The 22,254-nt window shown below is 70.4% G+C and carries 18 protein-coding genes; 7 read left to right on the forward strand and 11 right to left on the reverse strand.

What is annotated here, in order from left to right:
• Positions 1 to 184: 184 nt before the first annotated feature.
• The 4 genes from ACX9TP_RS15220 to ACX9TP_RS15235 all read left to right on the forward strand — a co-directional run bounded on the left by ACX9TP_RS15220 (position 185) and on the right by ACX9TP_RS15235 (position 6,542).
• Positions 185 to 2,260, forward strand: coding sequence for an alginate lyase family protein (locus ACX9TP_RS15220; protein ID WP_482980449.1), 2,076 nt, complete (start codon positions 185 to 187; stop codon positions 2,258 to 2,260).
• Between the two features lie 68 nt (positions 2,261 to 2,328).
• Positions 2,329 to 3,648: a nucleotide sugar dehydrogenase gene (locus ACX9TP_RS15225; RefSeq protein ID WP_482982174.1), complete on the forward strand. Its 1,320-nt coding sequence runs from the start codon at positions 2,329 to 2,331 to the stop codon at positions 3,646 to 3,648.
• A gap of 180 nt (positions 3,649 to 3,828) precedes the next feature.
• Positions 3,829 to 5,508, forward strand: coding sequence for a TldD/PmbA family protein (locus tag ACX9TP_RS15230; RefSeq protein ID WP_482982175.1), 1,680 nt, complete (start codon positions 3,829 to 3,831; stop codon positions 5,506 to 5,508).
• Between the two features lie 122 nt (positions 5,509 to 5,630).
• The gene (locus tag ACX9TP_RS15235; protein ID WP_482980450.1) at positions 5,631 to 6,542 is read left to right on the forward strand and encodes an OmpA family protein; all 912 of its coding nucleotides are present in this window, start codon (positions 5,631 to 5,633) and stop codon (positions 6,540 to 6,542) included.
• Positions 6,543 to 6,702: 160 nt separating this feature from the next.
• Here the strand turns inward: ACX9TP_RS15235 and ACX9TP_RS15240 are convergent, their stop codons facing one another.
• The 3 genes from ACX9TP_RS15240 to ACX9TP_RS15250 all read right to left on the reverse strand — a co-directional run bounded on the left by ACX9TP_RS15240 (position 6,703) and on the right by ACX9TP_RS15250 (position 10,547).
• The gene (locus tag ACX9TP_RS15240) at positions 6,703 to 8,556 is read right to left on the reverse strand and encodes a hybrid sensor histidine kinase/response regulator (RefSeq protein ID WP_482980451.1); all 1,854 of its coding nucleotides are present in this window, start codon (positions 8,554 to 8,556) and stop codon (positions 6,703 to 6,705) included.
• 129 nt (positions 8,557 to 8,685) lie between these two features.
• The gene (locus ACX9TP_RS15245) at positions 8,686 to 9,606 is read right to left on the reverse strand and encodes a gluzincin family metallopeptidase (RefSeq protein WP_482980452.1); all 921 of its coding nucleotides are present in this window, start codon (positions 9,604 to 9,606) and stop codon (positions 8,686 to 8,688) included.
• A 5-nt stretch (positions 9,607 to 9,611) separates the two neighbouring features.
• Positions 9,612 to 10,547 (reverse strand): metalloenzyme, encoded by a 936-nt coding sequence (locus ACX9TP_RS15250; RefSeq protein ID WP_482980453.1) that lies wholly within the window; start codon positions 10,545 to 10,547, stop codon positions 9,612 to 9,614.
• 31 nt (positions 10,548 to 10,578) lie between these two features.
• Here ACX9TP_RS15250 and ACX9TP_RS15255 point away from each other — a divergent pair, with 31 nt between their 5' ends.
• Positions 10,579 to 11,664, forward strand: coding sequence for a DUF4388 domain-containing protein (locus ACX9TP_RS15255; RefSeq protein ID WP_482980454.1), 1,086 nt, complete (start codon positions 10,579 to 10,581; stop codon positions 11,662 to 11,664).
• 51 nt (positions 11,665 to 11,715) lie between these two features.
• Here the strand turns inward: ACX9TP_RS15255 and ACX9TP_RS15260 are convergent, their stop codons facing one another.
• From ACX9TP_RS15260 to ACX9TP_RS15285, 6 genes are all read right to left on the reverse strand, one after another.
• Complete coding sequence (locus tag ACX9TP_RS15260; RefSeq protein WP_482980455.1) at positions 11,716 to 12,891, reverse strand: GTP-binding protein; 1,176 nt, start codon at positions 12,889 to 12,891, stop codon at positions 11,716 to 11,718.
• Complete coding sequence (locus ACX9TP_RS15265; protein WP_482980456.1) at positions 12,888 to 14,042, reverse strand: anhydro-N-acetylmuramic acid kinase; 1,155 nt, start codon at positions 14,040 to 14,042, stop codon at positions 12,888 to 12,890. Before ACX9TP_RS15265 ends, ACX9TP_RS15260 begins: the two co-directional genes overlap by 4 nt.
• A gap of 37 nt (positions 14,043 to 14,079) precedes the next feature.
• Positions 14,080 to 15,015: an N-acetylmuramic acid 6-phosphate etherase gene (murQ, locus tag ACX9TP_RS15270; RefSeq protein WP_482980457.1), complete on the reverse strand. Its 936-nt coding sequence runs from the start codon at positions 15,013 to 15,015 to the stop codon at positions 14,080 to 14,082.
• A 17-nt stretch (positions 15,016 to 15,032) separates the two neighbouring features.
• Positions 15,033 to 15,224 carry a 50S ribosomal protein L28 gene (rpmB, locus tag ACX9TP_RS15275; RefSeq protein ID WP_163996957.1) on the reverse strand — a complete coding sequence of 64 codons (192 nt, stop codon included), beginning with the start codon at positions 15,222 to 15,224 and terminating at the stop codon, positions 15,033 to 15,035.
• A gap of 104 nt (positions 15,225 to 15,328) precedes the next feature.
• Positions 15,329 to 16,858, reverse strand: coding sequence for an NAD(P)-binding protein (locus ACX9TP_RS15280; protein ID WP_482980458.1), 1,530 nt, complete (start codon positions 16,856 to 16,858; stop codon positions 15,329 to 15,331).
• A 116-nt stretch (positions 16,859 to 16,974) separates the two neighbouring features.
• Positions 16,975 to 17,511 carry a hypothetical protein gene (locus ACX9TP_RS15285; protein ID WP_482980459.1) on the reverse strand — a complete coding sequence of 179 codons (537 nt, stop codon included), beginning with the start codon at positions 17,509 to 17,511 and terminating at the stop codon, positions 16,975 to 16,977.
• A gap of 204 nt (positions 17,512 to 17,715) precedes the next feature.
• On the opposite strand from ACX9TP_RS15285, the gene ACX9TP_RS15290 reads away from it, so the two are divergent.
• Positions 17,716 to 19,731, forward strand: a complete 2,016-nt coding sequence (locus ACX9TP_RS15290; RefSeq protein WP_482980460.1) for a hypothetical protein — start codon at positions 17,716 to 17,718, stop codon at positions 19,729 to 19,731.
• Between the two features lie 47 nt (positions 19,732 to 19,778).
• Here ACX9TP_RS15290 and ACX9TP_RS15295 read toward each other — a convergent pair whose 3' ends face one another.
• Positions 19,779 to 20,465: an HAD family hydrolase gene (locus tag ACX9TP_RS15295; RefSeq protein WP_482980461.1), complete on the reverse strand. Its 687-nt coding sequence runs from the start codon at positions 20,463 to 20,465 to the stop codon at positions 19,779 to 19,781.
• Positions 20,466 to 20,548: 83 nt separating this feature from the next.
• On the opposite strand from ACX9TP_RS15295, the gene ACX9TP_RS15300 reads away from it, so the two are divergent.
• A complete protein-coding gene (locus ACX9TP_RS15300; protein WP_482980462.1) occupies positions 20,549 to 21,619 on the forward strand; it encodes an enoyl-CoA hydratase/isomerase family protein in 1,071 nt (356 codons plus the stop codon).
• A 13-nt stretch (positions 21,620 to 21,632) separates the two neighbouring features.
• Here ACX9TP_RS15300 and ACX9TP_RS15305 read toward each other — a convergent pair whose 3' ends face one another.
• A complete protein-coding gene (locus ACX9TP_RS15305) occupies positions 21,633 to 22,046 on the reverse strand; it encodes a hypothetical protein (protein WP_482980463.1) in 414 nt (137 codons plus the stop codon).
• Positions 22,047 to 22,254: the final 208 nt, after the last annotated feature.

The raw sequence follows: 22,254 nt of genomic DNA on the forward strand, positions 1-22,254 counted from the left end.
CTGCCCACCTTGAGAAGAGAATGGGCGCGGATCGGAAATCCTTTACCCTCACCGTACCCCGCACCTCCTGAATTTTTACTGCCCTCCAGGGCAAGGTGATCGCGCAAACCCCTTCAACTCCTCGGAAGTACCCACTGGCCGGGCGTTTGCTAACAGGCATCGCGACGGGCGGCGGAAGGGACGGATGGGGACTCTCGACTACTACGCGGCGATCGCACGACTGGCCCCGGCGGGGTTGGCGCGGAGCGCGGTGCGGCGGGTTCAAGGCGTGGCCAGGCAGGCGCTGTATCGCCGGCGGGAGCGCGCCGACGAGCTCCAGCTCCTCCAGGCCTTCGGCGCGACGAGCGCCGACGAGCTGGGGGACCTGGCCCTGGGCCAGCGCTCCTCGCGCATCTGGTGCGAAATCTCTCATCGGGCCTCGGTGCTCGAGGCGCTTGCCGCGCTCCCCGGGGCCACCGAGCGCGCCCGGGCCCACGCGCACGCCGCGCTCCGTCAGGAGTGGGACGTCTTCGGCACGCGCGTTTCCTTTGGTGAGGGCCGTCCGGTGGACTGGTCCCTGGACCCCATCAGCGGCCACCGCTACCCGGTGGAGCCGGTGGAGCGGATGCCGCTGCACTCGACGGGGAAGGACCCGAAGTACCCGTGGGTGATGGGCCGGCTCGACAGCGCGGTGGCGCTGGCGCAGGGGTACTGGATTTCGACGACGCGCGAGGAGCGCTCGCGCTTCGCCACCGCCTTCGTGGCGCAGACGCTGGACTTCCTGCAGGCCAACCCCGTGGGCATGGGCGTCCACTGGACGTGCCCCATGGAGATTGCGCTGCGCGCGGCCAACGTCGCGCAGGCGCTGGCCATGTTCTCCGACGCACCCGAGGTGCGCCGGCCGGAGTTCCTGGTGCCGGTGCTGGGCGCGCTCGCCGAGCACACCGCGTGGGTGGAGGCCCACCTCGAGAACAAGGGCGCGGTGCCCAACAACCACCTGGTCTCCAACTACGTGGGCCTGTTGGTGGTGGGGCTGCTCTTCCCGGAGCTGCCGGGCGCGCCGCAGCAGGTGGCGCTCGCGGTGGGAGGCCTGCGCGAGCAGATGGTGGCGCAGGTGCACCTCGAGGGCACGTCCTTCGAGGGCTCCATTCCCTATCACCGGCTGTCGGTGGAGCTGTTCGCCCTGGCGTACCTCGCGGCCCGGGGCGCGGGCGTGCCACTGGGGCCGGCGTACGATTCACGGCTGCGCCGCATGTTCCACGCCGTGCGCGCGTGGTGCTCGGAGAAGGGGCTGGCGCCGCAGATTGGCGACAACGACTCCGGGCGCGTCTTCCCGCTGCGGGAGCGCGAGGACAACGAGCACGGCTACCTGGTGGGGCTGGGCGCGGCGCTCTTCGGCGACGCGGGCCTGGGCGGTGGCGAGCTTCCGGACGAGGCGGCGTGGCTGCTGGGCCGTGCGGGCGTGGAGCGCTTCCGCGCGCTTCCTGCCGCTGGCGCGCCGGTGTCGGTGAGTTTTCCGGAAGGTGGTTTTCACATCTTGCGCGGCGCGGGTGCAGTTATCACTGTCTGCGCGGGCAAGCAGGGGCAGGGCGGAGTCGGAGGCCACAGCCACAACGACAAACTTTCTTTCGAGCTCCACCTCGACGGGCGTCCCGTCATCGTGGACCCGGGCACGGGCACGTACACGCGAGACCCGGCCACGCGGAACTGGTTCCGCGGTACCTCGGCGCACAACACGGTGCAGGTGGATGGCGCGGAGCAGTCCACCCTCGACCCGGCGCGGCTGTTCGCGCTGCCGGAAGAGGCCCGGGCTCGCGTGGTGGCCTTCCTTCCCGGGGGCACCGTGGACAGGCTGCTGGTCCGCCACGACGGCTACCGCATGCTGCCGGCGCCGGTGGGCATCGAGCGCACGTTCCGGCTCGACAGGTTCGAGCGCGCGTTGTCGGGGCGCGACAGGTTCATTGGCATGGGCCGGCACGACGTGGTGGGCCGGTTCCACCTGCCGGACGAGCAGGCGCGGATGGTGGCGCCGGATGTGCAGGTGTTGGCCCGAGCGCGCCGTGTGGCGGAAGGGCCGGTCGAGTTCGAGTCACTCGCGGTGGAGCTGGGCCCGGAAGGGGCTCCCCACGCGTGGGTGGTGGTGGAGAAGGGCCTGGCGCTGAAGCTGGCGCCGTCGCGGTATTCGCCAGGGTATGGCCGGGTGGTGTCGGCGCTGGCGGTGGAGTTCCGGGGGCAGGTGACTCCTCCGGTGTGGCTGAGGTGGGTGGTTGTCTTCAGGTGAGTGTTGGGTCGGGGCGTGACCGTCATTGACGGCGCGTCGCATCAGGAGAGGTGAGGACGATGAGGGTGATGGTTGGCAGCCCGCTGCTCGAGCGGATCAAGGCGCGGGACGCGAAGGTCGGGGTCGTGGGTCTGGGTTACGTGGGTCTTCCGCTGGGCATGGCTTTCGCGGAGGCGGGCTTCCCGGTGATGGGGCTCGACATCGACAAGCGGAAGATCGACAAGATTGAAAAGGGCGAGAGCTACATCAAGCACATCCCCAGCGCGCCGCTGGCGGAGCTGAGCAAGTCGGGCAAGCTGAAGGCGACGTCGGACTTCGCGAAGTCGAAGGACATGGATTGCGTCATCATCTGCGTCCCGACGCCGCTCACCGCCTCCCGTGAGCCGGACATGAGCTACATCATCCAGACGGGTGAGGCCCTGGCGCCGCACGTGCGCCGCGGTCAGCTCTTCATCCTCGAGTCCACCACCTACCCTGGGACGACCGAGGAAGTGCTCAAGCCGCTGCTCGAGAAGAACGGCCTCAAGGCGGGCGTGGACTTCTACCTGGCCTTCAGCCCCGAGCGCGAGGACCCGGGCAACAAGAGCTTCAACACCAAGACGATTCCGAAGATTGTCGGCGGCTACTCTCCCGAGTGCGCCGAGGTGGCCTGCGCCCTCTACGGCAGCGCGCTGAAGGAAGTGGTGCCGGTCTCCTCCACCCGCGTGGCGGAGCTGTCCAAGCTGCTGGAGAACATCTTCCGCTGCGTCAACATCGCCATGGTCAACGAGATGAAGATGCTCTGCGACCGCATGAACGTGGACGTGTGGGAGGTCATCCAGGCCGCCAGCACCAAGCCCTTCGGCTTCATGCCCTTCTTCCCGGGCCCCGGCCTCGGTGGGCATTGCATCCCCATCGACCCGTTCTACCTGACGTGGAAGGCGCGCGAGTTCGAGTTCCACACCAAGTTCATCGAGCTGGCCGGCGAGGTGAACTGGCAGATGCCCTACTACGTGGTGCAGCGCACCATGGAGGCGCTCAACAACAACCGCAAGACGCTCAACGGCGCCAAGATTCTCTGCATCGGCGCGGCGTACAAGAAGGACATCGACGACATGCGCGAGAGCCCGTCTCTGCGCGTCATGACGCTGCTCAAGGAGAAGGGCGCGGAGCTCGAGTACCATGACCCGTACGTCCCCGAGCTCCACAAGGGCCACGGCTTCAACATGGAGATGAAGTCGGTCCCGCTGAACACGGACAACCTGGGCGAGTACGACGCGGTCCTCATCCTCACGGACCACTCGAACATCGACTACAGCGCGGTGGTGGCGAACTCGAACATCGTCATCGACACGCGCAACGCGACGAAGAACGTCAGCAAGGGCCGCGAGAAGGTGACGAAGGCCTGAGCTTCTGACGAGGAGTTGCCCGGATACCGACCCTCCGGGCAAGGGTCCTCGTCTCCAGACGTCGGGAGGGGCGTCTGGAGGCGAGGACCTGCTCGTGTTGTGACAGGGGTTGGATAGAGTGGGGCGGTGCGAACCTTCTTTCGTCCCGTACTCCCCCTGCTGGTGGCCTCGGCGGTATTGATGGCGGCGGCGCCCGCGCCGGACGCCCGCGTGACGCTGCTCGACGCCATGGCGAGCGAGCTGGCGCGCAACCAGCAGCAACTGAAGATGCAGAGCCATGAGCCGCCGTACTTCATGAGCTACCAGCTCAAGGACTACGAGCAGACCGCCGTCGCGGCGCGTTATGGCGCCATCTTCATGGACGACAGCTACCGCGAGCGGAAGCTGTACGTCGACGTGCGGGTGGGCAGCTACGACTTCGACAGCTCCGTGCCGGAGGGCTTCGAGTTCAGCTTCTCCACCAAGGGCACCAGCTACATCGCGCGCAAGGAAGGGCCGCTGGATGACTCGCCGCTGGCGCTGCGCACCGCGCTGTGGCTCATCACCGACGAGAAGTACAAGTCGGCGCTCTTCCAGTACCTGAAGAAGAAGGGCGAGGACGTCTACTCGGTGGAGGACCCGAAGCGGCCTCCGTCCTTCACGAAGGAGAAGCCGAGCACGCTCGTGCAGCCAGCCGTGCCCGCCCCGTTCAACCGGGAGCGCTGGGTGAAGCTGTCGCGCGAGGTGTCCGGCCTGTTCAACGCCCACCCGGAGCTGTTCGACTCGGAGGTGCGCGTCACCGCGGACAAGGTGACGCGGCTGTTCGTGTCCACCGAGGGCAGCCGCATCATCTCCGAGGAGGTGCTGTACGGCCTGCACGTGTCCGCGGTGACGCGGGCGCCGGACGGGCAGCTCCTGGACGACTCGCGCGACTTCTACTCGCCCACGGAGGCGGGGCTGCCGGACGACGCGAAGGTGCGCCAGGCGGCGGCGAAGGTCATCGAGGAGCTGCTCGCGCTGCGCGCGGCGCCAGCCATCGACCCGTACACGGGCCCGGCCATCCTCGCGCCCGAGGCCTCCGGCGTGCTCTTCCACGAAACGGTGGGGCACCGGCTGGAGGGGGACAGGCAGGACGGGGACAACGAGGGCAAGACGTTCAAGGGCCAGGTGGGCAAGGTGGTGCTGCCCACGTTCCTCTCCATCCACGACGACCCGTCGCTGCGGGTGCTCAACGGGGAGCCGCTCAACGGCTACTACCAGTTCGACGAGGAGGGCGTGAAGGGGCAGCGCGTGACGCTGGTGGAGAAGGGGGTGCTGCGCAACTACCTCCTGGGACGCCGGCCCGCGGAAGGGTTCCTCCAGTCCAACGGACACGGACGCAGCCAGGGCACGCTGAAGCCCGTGGCGCGCATGGCGAACCTCATCGTGGAGAGCACCAAGGCGGTGAGCGACGCGGAGCTGAAGCGGCTGCTCATCAACGAGGCGAAGCGGCAGGGCAAGCCGTATGGCCTCATCATCCGCGACATCACCGGCGGCAATACGAATACGTCCAGCTATGGCTATCAGGCTTTCAAGGGCGTGCCGCGCATGGTGTACCGGGTGGACGTGAAGACGGGGCAGGAGTCGCTGGTGCGCGGCGTGGAAATCGTCGGCACGCCGCTGTCGGCGGTGAACCGCATCCTCGCGTCCGGACAGAAGCAGGGCATCTTCAACGGCTTCTGCGGCGCGGAGAGCGGCAACGTGCCGGTGTCCACCGTGGCGCCCGCGATTCTCCTCCAGGAAATGGAGCTGCAGCGCGCGATGGAGGGCAAGGACCGTCCGCCCATCCTCTCCAGCCCCGCGGCCCTGAAGGAGCCGGCGGTGCAGAAGGTCACGCCGTAGCTCGTGCGCGGCACGGCCGTGTCTTCCGGGGAAGGGGGCGTCCTTCCCCGGGCTCGCGGTGTGCCTGACTCTGCGCTCGGGGGCACTTGTGTGCCGCCCCGCGACTGCGTTTCATGAGGGTGATGCGTTCCGTCCGCTTCCTCGCGCTGCTCGTGCTCACAGTGGCCTCTGCCGCGCGCGCCCAGGCCGCGTCCTCCGCTCCGGCCTCGCTGGAGCTGGGCCATGAGGACCGACTGGGCGCGGAAGGGGGCTTCGAGCTGCGCGCGCTGGTGTACGCGCTGGATGGCCAGCCCCTGGTGCTGCCGGGGGAAGGTGGGCGGTTGCCGCTCGCGCCTGGCATTCATGAGCTGGACGTGCGCGTGGTGTACGAAGGGCGCTCGCCGGTCTTCTCGTACGTGGACGGCTACCGCTTCGTGATGAGGGGCCGCGTCACGCTGGACGCGCGGCCCGGGATGGCGGTGCGAATCACCTCCACCGCCTTCGCGCGCGAGGGCGTCACGGTGCAGTGGCAGCAGCGCCCGGCCTTCGTGCTCGAGGGCCAGCCGAGGGAAGCCGTGGTGGGCATCGAGTACGGGCCGGTGGAGAACCTGCCGCTCGCGGAGGCCGCCGCCCTGCGCGCCGTGGACGAGGTGCTCGCCGAGGCCCGGCGCCGTGTGCCCGCGTCCCCGGCCCGGGCGGAGGTCTCCGCCTCCTGTGCGATGGCGCCCGTCTTCTTCCGCTACTTCGACACGCGGCTCAGCCCCGAGGCGGAAGCCGTGCTGCGGCGCTCGGCGGAGTGTCTGCTCCAGCAGCCGGCGCTGCGCGTGCGCCTGCAAGGGCACGCCGACGCGAGCGGGCCCGAGTCCGTCAACGCGTCGCTGGGCCAGGGCCGCGCGCAGTCCGTGGCCGCCTATCTCCTGTCGCTCGGCGTGGAGCGCGCCCGGCTGGTGCTGGAATCACAGGGCGACGCGCGGCCGCCATGCACCGAGTCCACGCCCGAGTGTTTCGCGAAGAGCCGCCGCGTGGAGCTGGTCGCGGAGCCCTCGGGCCCCTGAGTCGGCTTCGCTTCCGCGAGTGCTTCGCGAAGAGCCGCCGCGTGGAGCTGTCGCGGAGCCCTCGGGCCCCTGAGTCGGCTTCGGTTCCGCGAGTGCTTCCCGCGCGGCAGCCGCGTGGAGCCGCTTGTCGAGCCCTCGGGCCCCTGAAGGAGCTTCAGTCCTAAACGCGCGCGCCGGGGGCCGCGAGCAGGCCGTGGACGTGCGCGGGCTGGAAGGGCTTGGTGAGCAGCGGGTTGCCCACCTGCTCGACGAAGCGCTGCGTGTCGGGGGTAAAGGCGCCGCCGGTGATGAAGGCGATGCGCTCGTGCAGGCCCGGCCACGCCTCGCGGACGGCCTGGTACACGTCGATGCCCGTCAGCTCCGGCATCATCAAGTCACAGAGGATGAGGTCGAAGGCCCGGTCGGTGCGCAGCCGCTCCAGGGCCTCGCGGCCATTGGCGGCGGTGACCAGCTCGTGCCCGCGCAGCATCCGGCGCAGCAGGTCCAGCACGCGCGGCTCGTCGTCCACCGCCAGCACGCGCCGGCCGCTGGAGGGCGGCACCCGCTCCTCGGCGGCGTCCTTCGTCGGGGCGAGCTCGAGCCGTGGCAGGCGCACCTCCACGGTGGTGCCCTGGCCGGGCTCGCTGCGCACCATCATCCCGCCGCCCAGCGCGTTGACGATGTCGCGGCAGATGGCCAACCCCAGGCCCATGCCCCCGCCCATGCGGCGCGTGGTGAAGAAGGGGTCGAAGATGCGGGGCAGCACCTCCGGGGGGATGCCGCGGCCCGTGTCGGTGATGGCGAGCACCACCCCGCCCACCGAGCTGCGCAGCGAAACCGTGAGGCGGTTCTCCGAGTAGCGCCCCTCGGGAATGGCCTGCGCCGAGTTGAGCACGAGGTTGAGCACCACCTGGCCCAGCTTCGTCGTGGTGCCGCGCACGTGGGGAAGCTCCGCGTCGTACTCGCGCACCACCTGCGCGCGGTGGCGCAGCTGGTTGGCGGCCATGCGCAGGGTGCTCTCGACGACGGCCTTGAGGTCCACCGCCTCTTCCTCGCCGGTGTCCCCGCGCGAGAAGGCCCCGAGGTCCGCCACGATGCGCCGGATGCGCCGCGCGCCCTCCAGGGCCTCGTCCAGCACCTGGTGGCACTCGTCCGCGCCGCCCGGAGACGGGGGGCAGGGCAGCTGCTGCTTGAGGAACTCCAGGTTGCCCGTCGTATACGCGAGCGGGTTGTTGATTTCGTGCGCGAGCCCCGCGGCGATGATGCCCAGCGAGCGGGCGCGCTGCTCGCCCTCCTTCTCCTGGAGCAGCAGCACGTCGCGCCGCTTGCGCTCCAGCGCCGTCACCAGCGCGCTGCCCGTCATCCCCAGCAGGTGCAGCTCCTCCGGCGTCCAGCTGCGGGGCGCGCCCACCGAGTCGAAGCCCATCCACCCGACGAGCCGGCCCCCGAGCGACACCGGCGTGTTGACGTACGCGCGCACGCGCCGCGCGGCGAAGGAGTCACGCTCGGCGACGGCCTCGGGCGGGAGCATGGACGGGTCCGAGACAATCACCGTCCGGCCCGCCTGGAACTGCCGCATCGTCCACGCGTGGTCCGCGGTGGAGCTGCCGCGCTTGTCCTCCAGGCCGAAGGGCTCCGTGCCCGGCGCGCACCACTCGTACGCGTCCGTCACCAGGTCCGCGTCCTCGGACAGCAGGCCCACGTAGCAGCGCTGCGCGCGCACGTGCTGACCGAGCAGCTCGAGCGCGGCGCGGATGCCCGACTCCATCTCCTCGGGCGGAAGGTTGAGCAGTCGGTGGGAGGTGTCGGCGATCAGCGCGCTGCGCTCCAGCAGCTTCCCCAGCTCGCCGCGCATCTGACGCAGCGCACTCACCTCACGGCGCAGGGCGAGGTGGGCCTCTTCACCCACGCCGGAGGCGTCCGACGCGCACAGGCGCTCGAGGACGGCTTCCGACTGCTGGAGGCGCTCCAGCAGCGTCCGCGATTCAGAGACCTCGCTGGACGCGTCCTGCCGTGCGCCTGGCTGCTCGACCATGAACTCACCCCTCGGGTCCGGGCGGCACTTCCCCAAGTGTCTCCTGGATTCCAACGCGGTGAGAATAATGTCATTAACTTGTTACCAGCATCCAGTGTGCGCTTTTAAAAAGTGCAAGCGGCTGAAATATCAGGGGGCGGTGGGGGGCGGGGCGGTGGGGGCCGGGCGCTGGGGGGCGAGCTTCCGGCCGCCCTTGAAGCCGCGCCAGCGCACGTAGTTCCGGAAGTCCTGGAGGAACAGCTCGGGCCGCAGGCCCACGGCCTGGGTGAAGGCGGTGGAGAAGTCGGGGCCGCGGCTCATGGCGTGGAGGACGCCGCGCACGGTGGGCTCGCCGTAGCGGCGCACCAGGAAGGTGAAGGCGTGGTGGGCGGCGGCGTACACGATGTCGCTCTGGCCCTGGTACAGCGTGTCCGCCTGGGACAGCGGGTCCGCGGTGGGGTGGGTGCGCCAGAAGCGCTCCAGGTCATCCAGGCTGGGGACGCGGTAGCCCTGCTCGGCGGTGTACGAGGCCATGCCCTCGCGGAACCAGAGGGGGATGCCCTTGCGCGTCCAACCCAGCCTGTCCGAGGCCACCTGGTACATGAGGCTGTGGGTGAGCTCGTGCAGCAGCAATTCATCCACCTGGGACTGGCTGGCGCCGAGCAGCGTCCAGGTGCGGGGGCTCTGGAGCTCAATCTGCTCGTAGCGGGCCCACGCGCGGAGGAAGTCGTAGCCGGAGCGGTTGGCGGCGCGCTCGAGGGCGGCGTGGTTGGGGTGGATGACGATGGTGACGGAGTCGTCGAAGCTGCCCCAGCGGGCCAGCCTGGGGAGGGCGCGCTCCACGGCGAGCCGCACCTGGCCGGCGGCGGAGGTGTCCTTCTCGCGGTACTCGACCTCGATGCGGGGACCGGCGGGCGTCTTCATGGCCACGCCGCCCTCGGCGTCCGCGGAAGGGGCCTCGGCGGGCACGCTGGTGCTGCGGGTGCTGGCGCAGCCCGTGAGCCAGCCGGCGAGCAGCAGCGCCGCCACCCGGCCGGGACTCCACTCGCGCTGCGTCCTTCCCCGCTTCACGTGTCTCACTCCGCCCCGAGCCAGCGCAGCACCGCGCGCCCCACGTCGGCGACGGTGGAGAAGGTCTCCACCTCCGGCGCGGGAGGCCCGAAGTAGAGCACGGGCACGTGGTGGAGGGTGTGGCCTCGCGTGGAGAGGTCCTCCACATTGCCGTGGTCACTACAAACGAGCACGCGGGCGTCCGCCGGGCGGGTGGCCACCACGGCCCGTGCGAAGGCGTCGAAGGTGTCCAGCGCGGACAGGGCGGCTGTCAAATCCTGCGCATGTCCGGCCTCGTCCGCGAGGTAGTGCTCGAAGTAGGTGAAGTCCGCGCCGGAGGCGACGTGCCAGAGGACGCGGGCGGCCTCCTCGGGCGTGCGCTCGGGCACGGACAGGCCGTGGGCGCGGGCGGCGGCGCCGGTGATGTCGGGGGTGAGGCCGTCCCCGGTGCGCGCGTCGTCCAGTGTCCGCAAGGGAACGCCGCCCGCGACGAAGGCCAGCTTGGCGGCGGAGGGCTTCACCTTGCGCCGCGCCTCGGGGGGGATGGTGAACTCGGGCGGCGAGGTGCTCGCGCGCCGGGGGACGCCCATCGCGTCCAGGTACGGGGCGGGGTAGGCGTTGGCGAAGGTGGCGGTGCGGCCGGCCGCGCCCAGGCGCTTCACGATGGAGCGGTCCGCCATCAGCCCGCGCAGGGGGGCGTTGGGGTAGCCGAGGACGTGCTGGCCGAGCAGGGCGGGGGCCGGGTCTCCGGTGAGGATGGCCGTCTGGTTGGAGGCCGACTGGGGACGGCCGGCCACGCCGAAGGTGGTGTCCACGGGGATGTAGCGGCCGCCCTCGGGGAGCAAGGGGCCCGGGGCGTCCTGGAAGCAGGAAAGCAGGTGCTCCCGGTGGGCAAGCGGGTTGATGGCCGGGTCCTTCCGGCCGATGCCCACGCCATCGATGAACAGGACCGCGACGCGCACTGAAGTCGACTGTATCCTCGAATCTGACAGCATGGCCCTCCACGGCGACCTCTTCAGCTATCCGCTTCCCGAGTTCCTTCAATGGTTGGACGGCTCCCGCAAGACGGGAACGCTCCAGCTCTCCTGGGAGGCCGGAGAGCGGAAGCTCTTCGTGCTCTCCGGGCAGGTCAGCGCCACGGCCTCCGAGGGCCTGCGGGGGAGGGTGGCGCGGCTCCTGACGCTGGGGAAGCTGGCGTCGGGGACGAAGGTGCTGGCGGCCTTCGACGAGCTGGCGCGCAACCCGGACGTGGATGCGGCGTTCGACTCGCATGGCCTGCAGGCGCGGTGGATCCGGGACCTGGGCCGCGAGGAGTTGTTCGCGGCGATGACGGACCTGACCATCGCCGCGCGGGGCAGTTTCCACTGGACGGAGGACGCGGACCGCTCGGGCGAGGACTGGGTGCCGTCGGACATGAGCATCCGCGAGCTGCTCTTCGAGTCCTTGCGCTGGGTGGATGAGCAGCCGGACGTGGACAAGGCGCTGCCGATTGACGCCTTGAGCGTGAAGGCGCTGGCGCCGCCGAGCCCGAGCCAGCCGCTGATGCACCGGCTGATTCTGGGGCTGTGCTCGTCACCGCAGAACCTGGGGCGGCTGCGCCTGTCGATGGGCGTGTCGCGCTCGTCGGTGACGCGGCGGGTGTACGAGCTCCTGCGGGCGAAGCTGGTGGAGGTGGACGGGGCGCCGCAGGTGGAGGCGGACCCGGTGGCGGAGATGCTGGAGAAGGGCGCGGTGCTGATGCGCGAGGGCCAGTTCGACGCGGCGGGCATCGTCTGCGCGTCGCTGCTGGCCAGCGACCCCGCGGACCGGCGCGTGCGCGAGTTCGCCCGGCTGGTGCAGCGCGAGCACGTGGCGGCGCTCTACACGGACATGCCGCCGCTGGTGGTGCCGGTGCTGGTGCATGACCCGCAGGGCTTCTCGCTGCTCAAGCCGGAGGAGCGGCAGATTGTCGGGCTCGTGAGCGGGACGTGGGACGTGTCCACGCTCGTGCTGGCGAGCCCCGCGCGCGAGCTGGAGACGCTCAAGACGCTGGCGAAGCTGTTGCGGATGGGGCTGTTGCAGCTCACGTACCCGCGCTGAAGTCGGCGGACTCCGAGAGGCGCGGGCCGCGTCTCCCGGAGCCGTGCTCCGTTACTCCGCGTTCGGCAGCCCTACTGCATTGAGCCGGACGAACACCTGCATCAGCACGTAGAGGGCGAAGGCGGCGTCGTCCACGCGGATGTGCTGCTGCGTGGCCAGGCCCTGGAAGCGGAGCAGGTCCGCGCCGTCCACGCGGAGCAGGAACGCCTGCTGCGCCAGCGGACCCTCACCGGCGTAGGCCAGGGCGCGGCGGATGGCGTCCGAGCACGCGGTGACGCACGTCGTGTAGTCGCCCGACATGAACGCGGCCTCGGCGGCGCGGGCATGGTCGAACATGTCCCCGGAGGCCAGTGCGCTCGCCGCGCCCAGGAGCTTCGGGCCCGACTGGGGCGCGACGACGGACGCCGCCTCGCTTCGCGGCGCCACCACGGCCACGGGCGCCACGCGCGGCACCGGCGTCGGGGCCAGGGCGGGCGCGGGGCCTCCACCGAAGGCCATGGCCGGGTGCTGCTGTCCGGGGGGCTGGGGCTGTCCCGGGTGCTGCGGCTGCTGCCGGTTCTGCAGGTGCTGCGTGAGCTGCGCCTCCAGGCCCGCGGGCTGCGGCCCGCCCGTCGGCGTCGCGGGGCGCGGCGGCGGGACGATGCGCTTGGAGCGCAGGTCCTTGATGACCAGCCGCGTAATCGCCTTCAGCGTGTCCAGCACCCCGCGCCCGTTGGCGGCGGCCGTTTCGAACTCGGGCACGCCGCGCGGGTTGAGCTCCCTGCGGAGCTCCTCCACCGGCAGCACGCCCTCCAAATCCCGCTTGTTCCACTGCATCACCAGCGGGAAGCGGTCCAGGCGGATGCCGTGCTCGAAGAGGTTCTCCTCCAGGTTGGCGAGCGACTCGCGGTTGGCGTCCATCGCCTCCGGCTGCGAGTCCGCCACGAAGACCACGCCGTCGGCGCCCTGGAGCACCAGCTTGCGGGTGGCGTTGTAGAAGACCTGGCCCGGCACGGTGTAGAGCGCGAGCCGCACGGAGCAGTCGCCCACGCGCTCCACCTTCACGGGGAGGAAGTCGAAGAAGAGGGTCCGGTCTCCCTCCGTGGCGATGGACATCATCTCGCCGCGGTGCGCAGGGCGGACCGTCTCGTAGATCTTCCGCAAGGTGGTCGTCTTCCCCGACAGGCCAGGCCCGTAGAAGACGATTTTCGCGGCCACCTCGCGGGCCATCAGGTTCACGCTGCTCACGGTGTCAGCTTACCTAGAACGACTCGACGCCTCGCGCCAGTTGCGGACGGAACATTCGCCGCCGTCCCCACCAGGTGCTCGGCCGCCAGGAGGGCGAAGAGGGCCGCCTCTTTCGCCCCTTCGGGGAAACCAAGAGCCTCCAGGGTGTGGACGGGCAGGGGGGCCAGCCGGGCGCGCAGCCGCTCCATCAGGGCCGGATTCCGCGTCCCTCCCCCCGAGGCGTACATCCCCTCCATCCCCGGGAAGCGCGGGAGGAGCCACGTCTCGCAGGCCCGGGCGATGCTCTCCACGGTGAGCTCCAGCGCCGTGGCCATCAAGTCATGGGGCTGCTGCGCGTGCCGCGCCCACAGCCCGTCCACCAGCACCGCGCCGAAGCTCTCCCGCCCGGCGCTCCGGGGCGGGGGCCGGGTCAGGAAGGGGTGCGCGAGCAATTCCGCGAGCACCTCCGGAATCACCCGGCCCTGGCGGGACAGGGTACCGTCCAGGTCGCAGGTCAGCCGCCCCTGTGTGACATGCCGGGCCAGTCCGTCCAGCACCATGTTGGCGGGGCCGGTGTCGAAGGCGATGGTATCCTCGAGCCTGGCGCCGACGACGCTGACGTTGGCGATGCCGCCGAGGTTGAGGAGGGCGCGCGGCGCGTCTCGGCCGCGGAAGACGGCCCAGTCGAGGTAGGGCACCAGCGGGGCGCCGTGGCCTCCGGCAGCCACGTCCCGCGTGCGGAAGTCGCTGATGACGGGCACGCCGGTGCGCTCGGCGATGACGGCGGGCTCGCCAATCTGCAGGGTGGAGGGCGTCCCGTCCCCGCCCGGCGGCACGTGCGCCATCGTCTGGCCGTGCGAGCCGATGGCGGCCACCTGCTCCGGTGACACCCCGGCGCGCGCCATGACCTGCCGGGCGGCGTCCGCGAAGTGCTCGGCCAGCTCGAAGTTGAGCCGGCTCAGCGAGCCCGCGTCCTGGGGCCCCAGCACCCGCGCCACCACGTCGCGCGGGAAGGGCACGGACACATGGGCCAGCAGCTTCAGCCGCACGTCCCCACCCGTCCCCGTCACCTCGCACAGCGCCGCCTCCACGGCGTCCACGCTGGTGCCGGACAGCAGGCCCACGCAGAGGCGGGGCTGGCGCGCGTCGGAGAGGGGTGGGTGCAGGCGCATACCGGGAGTGTAAGCCCCGGGGGCCACGCCCCGCTGCTCACCGGGGCTTCCGGGGCTTTGCGCTCCTCCGCCTGCCCGGCGACAGGGCACGCAGGCCCTCCGCCTGGAGCCGCTTCCGGGCCGCCTTCGCGTCCAGCCCCGTGAAATGCATGGCCAGGGCCAGCTTCACCTCGCCGCCTGCGGCCGCCAGCAGCTTCGCAGCCTGGGCCGCGGGCAGGTCCGTCAACTCCGCCACCATGCGCGCCGCGCGCATGCGCAGCTTCGCGTTGGCGGGGCGCACGTCCACCATGCGCCCCCGGTACACCTTGCCCAGGGAGACGAAGGCCGCCGTCGTCACCGCGTTGAGGATGAGCTTCGTCGCCGTGCCGGCCTTCAGCCGCGTGGAGCCCGCCACCAGCTCCGGCCCCGTGCGCGCCAGCACCACCGTGTCCGCGTCCGCCTTCGGGCCAGGAGGGTTGCAGCACACCAGCACCGTATGGGCGCCGCGCCGCTTCGCCTCGCGCAGCGCGCCCAGGACGTACGGCGTGGAGGCGCTTGCGGAGATGCCGCACACCACGTCCTTCGGGCCCGCCCGGAAGGCGCGCACCGCGGTGGCTCCGGCCTCGACGTCGTCCTCGGCGCCCTCCACGGCCTGCGTCAGCGCCCGGCGGCCCCCGGCGATGGCGGCGCGGACCCGGGACGGAGGGACTCCGAAGGTGGGCGGGCACTCGCTCGCGTCCAGCACGCCGAGCCGCCCGCTGGTGCCGGCCCCGACGTAGAGGAGCCGGCCGCCTGCCCGCAACGCGTCCGCGACGGCCCGCGCCGCTTCCGAGATGGCGGGAAGCGCGGCACGAACCGCTCGGACGGCGGTCAGGTCTTCGTCATGTAACCGGCGGACGACCGACCTGATGGAAAGCAGATCCAGGTCGTCCGCGCGGGGATGAAGCCGCTCGGTGGGGGGCAGTGACGGCGGTGAGGCGCGTGTCGTGCCCACCCTCGAGCGCCCAGGCCTCAGGCGGCCTTGGTCACCTTGCCCGCCTTGATGCAGCGGGTGCACGCCAGCACGCGCGTCGTGGTGCCCTCGACGTTCGCCCGGACCTTCTGGAGGTTCGGGAGGGTGCGCTTCTTGGTCTTGTTGTTCGCGTGGCTGACGTTGTTACCCACCAGCGGACGCTTCCCACAGATGTCACACTTCCACGCCATGACTTCTAACTCCTTGAAAACTGGGGCGTCGGACGCCTGCCATTAAAAGAGCGGCGGAACCTGCCAGAAGCCGACCCGGAAATCCAGCCCATACCGCCGGAGGATCAGCCCTTGAGCGGATCCTTCTTCTTCAACATGTCCTGAACCATCCGCGCGGCCCGGATGCCGGCGAGCAATTCGCCCTCCAGTCCGAGGCCGGGCAGCACCTCGCGCCCGGCGAGGAGGATGTTCTTCGCCGGCGTGCGCTGGCTCAAACCCGTGACGCCCAGGAAGGCTTCCGACTCGAAGCTGTAGAGTGGATGGGGCATGAGCCGGCTGCCGCGCACTCCTCCGGCGTCCAGGTAGGGCGCCGAGCGCAGCAGGCGGTGCTGGGCCGTGAAGGGCATCAGCGCGTCCAGGTGCTCGTCGATGCGGTTGGCGACGCCCTGGAGGTGCTCCTCGCCGAGGTCGCGGTACGAGGCGGGGACGAAGGCGCCCACGCACACCACGCGCAGCCCTTCCGCCTCCTTGCCCTCCTTGCCGCCAGGGCCCGGGGCGGTGCGCGCCTGGTGCACCTGCACCAGCAGCGGGCCCAACTCCTGGTCCCCGGTGTCCACCAGGGACAGCTCGCCCAGGCCGCGCGGGAGGGCCGACTCCGGCACCACCCAGTTCACGGTGAAGAGGAGGGACTTGGGCGCGGACTGGTCCAGGTGCTCCAGCAGGCCGCGGTTGTGCTTTTTGTCCGTCACCAGCCGCCGCAGCGCGCCGGCGTCCGTGGCCGCCACGAGGCACGCGGCCCGGTACACGGTGTCCGAGCGCAGGAGCTTCATGCCCGCGAATTTGCTGCCGTCGAAGGTGAGCTCCTCGACGATGAAGCCCGACGGGCTGTCGCGGCCGAGCACGTCGCCGCCCAGCTCCATGACGCGCCGGGTGAGCAGCTCGCGCACGCCCTCGCGCCCGCCGTTGAAGCAGGAGGGGGACGACAGCACCTGGGAGAGGGGGCGCGAGCGGGCCAGCGGCGACTCGGGGTGCTCCAGATGGCTGACGAAGGGCAGCAGCCCGCGCACCAGCTTCTGCGCGGGGGAGTCCCCCGTCAGTCGGGGCGCCGCCTCCAGGCCGGGGTGGGCCTTGATGAGCTTGTTCAGGCCCCACTTCTCGAAGAAGCCGTCCGGGGGGAGGGCGGGCACTTCCTTGAAGAAGGCGTCGGTGGACTCGTGCTGGGCGGCGGCGCCGGCCAGGGCGCCCAGGAGCGCCTCGCCCTCTTCGCCCAGCTCGCGCGTGGCCTCCGCCTTGCGGCGGGCGGCGTCGGCGTGCAGGTCCAGGCGGTTCTTCGGGAGCAGCAGCTGCAGCTCCGGGACATGGGGCCGCAGCGAGCGCTGCACGGTGGCGGTGAGGCCCAGCTCGGTGAGGGCCTCCTCCACCACGGGCATCGTCTTCAGCGGGGGCGCGACGAAGGGGGCGTAGGGGAGCACGTAGCCGCCGTGCTCGTAGCCGGGGCCCATGCCGTCGTGCTCCACCAGCAGGACGCGGTGGTTGCGCTTCGCGAGCAGCGCGGCCGCGAGCGCACCGCCCAGCTGACTGCCGAGCACGATGACGTCATACACGTGCCGGGACGGGCCCGAGGGAAGCTTGAGTTTGGCTGAGGACGTCGCCATGAGGCGCGCAACACTACACAACGCGCTCGCCGCTGGCGCCCTTTTGGTGATTCGGGACAGTGGGGGCCCGGGAGGTCCGTGTCCCACCAGGGGCCATGGGGTGGAGGGCCAGGGGCCTACCGCCCGCGAACGAGCCCCACCAGCCAGGCTCCGCCCACCAGCAGCACGTAGAGCGCGCAGCCCAGGACCAGGGCGAACTTGACCGTGGCGCAGGCCCCCGCGAGGCCGACCAGGAGCGCGCTGGGGGGCTCGTCCGGCCTGGCGAGGACGCGCAGCAGGCACGCGTTCTCGACGACATCGAGCAGTCCCGCCAGCCAGGGCACCAGCGCCAGGCCGAGCCCCAGCCCCTGGCACCACCCGCTGCTCCCACGCGCCGCGAACAGGACCAGCCCCATCAGCAGCAGCCCGTAGGTGACGATGAATGGGAAGTCGAGCCACAGCGACTTTCGCGCGGCCTCGTGCTTCTCCGGCCCCCAGGCGTCGAGCAGCGCCCGGGTCCGCTCGGGCGTCCAGACGAACTCGAGGGCGACGATGTCGACGCCCAGCGCCCGCATCCGCCCTCCAATGATGACGAAGCCGAGGGCCGCCACCGCCGTGAGCGCGATGAGCACGGCCCTGGAAGGGAACTCCATCAGCCGCGGCAGCCAGTGCATGAGTGTCTGCCTTTCGCGGGGCGTGCCCGACTCCGCTCGGAGGGGGATGTGAGCTCGAGGCGCGAGCTTGGACAGCGTCGTCTGGCAATGCAAATAATTGGGCCTTCTCGCAGGGGGGAAGCCATGTCGGAGACCCAGCCGGGCGCAGCGGACCCGAATGAAACATTCAGGAAGGTGCCTGAATCGTCACAGTGCGACCTCATCATGAAGGGGGGAATCACCAGCGGCGTGGTCTACCCGCCGGCCATCCTCGAGCTCGCGGAGAAGTTCCGTTTCCATTCCATTGGTGGGGCGTCTGCCGGAGCCATCGCCGCGGCAGCCACCGCCGCGGCGGAGTATGGCCGTGACACGGGGGGAGGCTTCGCCACACTGGAGAAGATGAAGGATGACCTGGCGAAGCCGGGTTTCCTGTTGTCGCTCTTCCAGCCGACGCCCGCCACGCGTCCCCTCTTCGAGGGCCTCCTCTTCTTCAAGGGCTTGTGGGCGCAGCGGACCGACAAGAAGTCTCGGCTGGGTCAGGTGTTGGCCCTGCGGCGGGCCTGGCGCGAGAAGAAGATGCAGGACATCTTCGACAAGTGCCCGGATGGAGGCTGCCACGTAGGCCGAGAGCGCGGGGTCGCCGTGGCCGCGCTGCTGGTCCTGTTGTGCCTGCTGCCCTGGGCCATCGTGGCAATGCTGTGGGTGTCCTCGCTCTGGGGTCAGGTGGTCAGCATGGTGCTGTTCGTGGCGCTGACGCTGACCCTGTTCTGGGTGGGCTCCGTCCTGGGCGGTGTCGTCCAACCGCTCCTCCACGGTGTCCGGAGTGTCACCTCCGCGGACAGCCTGTTCAGCATCTGCACGGGCTTCGCCACGGAGGGGAGCTCTGGAGAATCACTGACGGCCTGGATGCATACCTATATGCAGAAGATGGCGGGGCTGCCGCTGAACGCGAAGGAGGTCGAGCCCCTGACCGTCGGGCACCTGCGCAGCAGAGGCATCGCCTTCAAGGCCGTCACCACCGACCTCACCCAGGGGCAGCCCGTCGCGCTTCCCATGGATGAGCGCCGGGAGACCCGTTCCTACGTCTTCAACGCCGAGGAGCTGCGCCGGCTCTTCCCGGGCGACGTGGTGGAATGGATGGTGAAGAAATCGATTCCGCACGCGCAGCTCCAGCTCCCCGCGGGCTTCCACATCTTCCCCACGGGCGACGACCTGCCGGTCATCGTGGCCATGCGCATGAGCCTGAGCTTCCCCGTGCTGCTCAGCGCCTTGCGGCTCTATATCGTGCCCGGGACGGTGTTCGCGGAGCGGCGGAAGGCGAAGGCGAAGACGAAGGACCTTCCGTTGACGGCGCTCACCGTGGCCGACCTGGAGCCGCATTGGTTCAGCGACGGTGGCATCGCGAGCAACTTCCCCATCCACCTCTTCGACTCCTGGATGCCCGTCCGCCCCACCTTCGCCATCAACCTCCGGGATTCGCCGCTGCAACTGCGGCACGAGGCGTCGCCGGAAGGGATGCCCTCCGAGGAGGGCGTGAATGCAGTGCAGCAAGAGGACGACGTGGTGCTGGTCCGGCCCCGGGACTTCAGCAAGGCCCACGCTCCGCCCACGAAAATCGAGAGCTTCCCCCAGTTCCTGGGCGCCATGTTCGAGACGGCGCAGAACTTCCGCGACAACAGCCAGGCGGCGCTCCCCGGCTACCGGGAGCGCATTGCCCACGTCTATCTGCGGAAGGGGGAGGGTGGGCTCAACCTCAACATGGACAAGGACGTCGTCGACGACATTGCCCGCAGGGGGAAGAAAGTGGCGCGGTACTTCATGGACCCGAAGAAGTTCAGCTTCCGTGAGCATCAGTGGGTGCGGATGCTGACGCTCATGTCATTGCTGGAGCGCGAGCTCGGGCGCATCTGTGAAGTCCGGGGAGCGACCGACGAGGGCCTCGAGGCGCTCAATCAGGACTTCCGCGAGCTGTTGGAAGCACAGAAGGCCGCCTACGGGAACGAGGACGAGAAGTGGTACCGCCCCGTCGACCCCGACAAGAACCTGCCCTGGTTCATCCAGGCCGAGGAGCGCATGAAGGCGTTGACCCTCCTGATGAAGGCGTGGGCGGAGTCACAGCAGCGGTGGGATGCCCCGCGTGGCACGCAGAGGGAGGGCGCGAAGCGCAAGGCTCCGTTCTACTTCTTCCAGGAGAAGAGTCCGTATCCCGCCGGCATCCTCCGGGTGACTCCGGAGTTGTGAAGGACGGAGCGCGGGCCATGCGTGGCCCCGTGCTCCGGGGTGTCCGCTCAGGTGGTCGCGCCGAAGAGTCGCGCCTCCACCTCTGGCGGCAGCGTCATGAAGTCCGGAACGGTCCACCCGGCACCGGCCTCGCGAAGCTGCTCGGCGGGGGCCGCGGTGGTGATGCCCACCACCGTCATCCCCGCGTCCCGCGCGGACATGACGCCCAGCACCGCGTCCTCGAACGCGAGGCACGCCGAGGGCTCCACGCCCAGCGCCTGCGCGGCGGCGAGGAAGATGTCGGGCGCGGGCTTGCCCCGCGTCACCTCCTCGGCGCCCACCACGCGGTTGAACAGGGGGCGGATGCCGAGCCCGTCCAGCACCAGCTCGCGGTTGCCTTGCGGCGCGGCGGTGGCAATGGCCGTCGCGATGCGGGCCTCGCGCAGGCGGGCGATGAACGCCTCCGCGCCCCGGTGCAGCCTCAGGTGGGGCCGGTAGAGGCCGCGGTAGTGGTTCTCCTTCTCCTCGGCGAGCCGGTGCAGCTCCTCGGAGTCCAGCGGCCGGCCCAGGAGCGCGGGGAGGATTTCCTCGTTCTTCTTGCCGGCGTAGTGCGTCTGGAAGTCGTCGGCCGTCAGCGACAGCCCGAGCTTCCGGGCGAGCGCCACCCAGGCCTGGTTGTGGAACACCATGTTGTCGACGAGCGTGCCGTCCATGTCGAAGACGACCGCGCGCAGGGGAGCCATGGAGGAAGTCATGGTGTCCCCCATAGCGCTTCCGGCCGTGCGGTGGGCCACGGAATCCGCGCACGGCGGCCGTCCGCCTGATATCCCCTCCGAGCATGAGTGATGACGTGCTCCTGGAGATGCGGGGGGCGGTGGGCGTGGTGACGCTGAACCGTCCGAAGGCCCTGAACGCGCTGGACCTGGGGATGTGCCGTGCGCTGCACCCCCGGCTGGAGGCCTGGGCGGCGGACCCGGCCGTGAAGGCGGTGGTCATCCGGGGCGCGGGAGGTCGGGCCTTCTGCGCGGGAGGTGACGTGCGCGCGGTCGCCGCCTCGCAGGGCACGGTGACGGGCGGGGAGCGGTTGTCACGGGAGTTCTTCCGCGCCGAGTACGCGCTGAACCACCGCATCCACCACTTCGGCAAGCCGTTCGTCGCGCTGGTGGACGGCATCTGCATGGGTGGCGGGCTGGGGCTGTCCATCCACGGCGCGTACCGCGTCGTCACCGAGAAGCTGGTGCTGGCCATGCCGGAGACGGCGATTGGCCTGTTCCCCGACGTGGGCGGAGGCTGGTTCCTCCCGCGCTTCCCAGGCGAGTCGGGCACGTACCTGGGGCTCACGGGCGCGCGGGTCAGCGCGGCGGACGCCCTGTGGCTCGGCTACGCGACGCACCACGTGGAGTCCGCGCGGCTGGACGCGGTCATGGAGGCCCTGGCCGGCGCGGAGTGGGGAAGCGGCCCGGCGAGCGCGGTGGTGGAGCGCGTGCTCGCCGGCTTCCACGCGGACCCCGGGACGTCCGCGCTGGCCGTGCAGCACGCGGGCATCGACCGGTGCTTCGCGGCGGAGCGGGTGGACGACATCCTGCAGGCGCTCGAGCTGGAGGGCACGCCGTGGGCCCAGGAGACCTGGGCCACGCTGATGCGCATGTGCCCCGCGAGCCTCAAGGTGACGCTGCACCAGCTGCGCATGGGCCGCACGCGCGACTACGACGAGATGGTGGCGGTGGAGTACCGGCTGAGCCAGTCGATGACGGCCCGCGCGGACTTCCGTGAGGGCATCCGCGCGGTGCTGGTGGACAAGGACAACAAGCCGCGCTGGCAGCCGGCCACCCTGTCCGAGGTGTCCGACGCGGACGTGGAGGCGTGTTTCGCCCCGCTCGACGGGGACGACTGGGCGCCCCGCGCGTAGCGCCGCCGGGCCCTCACCCCACGGCGGCCACCACGCGTCGCTGCGAGAGCTGGGCGCGGCGGCGGATGGCCTTGATGGACTCGACGGCCTCTTCCACGCTGTTGGCCTCGGCCGTCGGGGCATTGAAGCGCACGCCGCTGGTGATGATGGCGACTCGCACGGCGGTATCCCCCCGGACCCGGTAGGTGATGCGCATATATTTGTGGGTGAGGTCGGCCCGGTACTCACCCCAGAGGGACTGGGCTTCGTCCCGGACATGGAAGTCATCGAGCACGATGACCACGTCTGGTTTGTGCTCCAGCGTGAATTGCGCGAGCCCGTATCTCCATTCCTGATACCAGGCGAGCACGTCCTCCCGGGTCCTCAGCGTCCATTGAACATTCGCGATGACGATGTCGTTCACCGGGTCGTATCTGAAATCAATCATTCGCGACTCCCCACGACGAGCCCTGTCGAGCCGGGCTGTAGTGTTGAAGCCTGTCTGTCATTCAGGTGCGAAGCAAGGCGCCCCGCCTGCTTGGTGTCTGAGAATGTCTCGGATTGTGAGAACGGACGCCTCCTGGCGACACCTGCGTCGGGAGGATGTCTGTCAATGGATTCGAAGGCGGGGGGGCCGTCCGGGAGTGGACGTCACG

The organism is Pyxidicoccus sp. M15 (assembly GCF_056858435.1).

Coding starts and splice junctions, on each gene's coding strand:
- ACX9TP_RS15280 (WP_482980458.1), bottom strand. CDS start 16,858: ATGGCGACGTCCTCAGCCAAACTCAAGCTTCCCTCGGGCCCGTCCCGG.
- ACX9TP_RS15255 (WP_482980454.1), top strand. CDS start 10,579: ATGGCCCTCCACGGCGACCTCTTCAGCTATCCGCTTCCCGAGTTCCTT.
- ACX9TP_RS15305 (WP_482980463.1), bottom strand. CDS start 22,046: ATGATTGATTTCAGATACGACCCGGTGAACGACATCGTCATCGCGAAT.
- ACX9TP_RS15300 (WP_482980462.1), top strand. CDS start 20,549: ATGAGTGATGACGTGCTCCTGGAGATGCGGGGGGCGGTGGGCGTGGTG.
- ACX9TP_RS15285 (WP_482980459.1), bottom strand. CDS start 17,511: ATGCACTGGCTGCCGCGGCTGATGGAGTTCCCTTCCAGGGCCGTGCTC.
- ACX9TP_RS15220 (WP_482980449.1), top strand. CDS start 185: ATGGGGACTCTCGACTACTACGCGGCGATCGCACGACTGGCCCCGGCG.
- ACX9TP_RS15265 (WP_482980456.1), bottom strand. CDS start 14,042: ATGCGCCTGCACCCACCCCTCTCCGACGCGCGCCAGCCCCGCCTCTGC.
- ACX9TP_RS15235 (WP_482980450.1), top strand. CDS start 5,631: ATGCGTTCCGTCCGCTTCCTCGCGCTGCTCGTGCTCACAGTGGCCTCT.
- rpmB (WP_163996957.1), bottom strand. CDS start 15,224: ATGGCGTGGAAGTGTGACATCTGTGGGAAGCGTCCGCTGGTGGGTAAC.
- ACX9TP_RS15240 (WP_482980451.1), bottom strand. CDS start 8,556: ATGGTCGAGCAGCCAGGCGCACGGCAGGACGCGTCCAGCGAGGTCTCT.
- ACX9TP_RS15290 (WP_482980460.1), top strand. CDS start 17,716: ATGAAGGGGGGAATCACCAGCGGCGTGGTCTACCCGCCGGCCATCCTC.
- ACX9TP_RS15295 (WP_482980461.1), bottom strand. CDS start 20,465: ATGACTTCCTCCATGGCTCCCCTGCGCGCGGTCGTCTTCGACATGGAC.
- ACX9TP_RS15230 (WP_482982175.1), top strand. CDS start 3,829: ATGGCGGCGGCGCCCGCGCCGGACGCCCGCGTGACGCTGCTCGACGCC.
- ACX9TP_RS15225 (WP_482982174.1), top strand. CDS start 2,329: ATGGTTGGCAGCCCGCTGCTCGAGCGGATCAAGGCGCGGGACGCGAAG.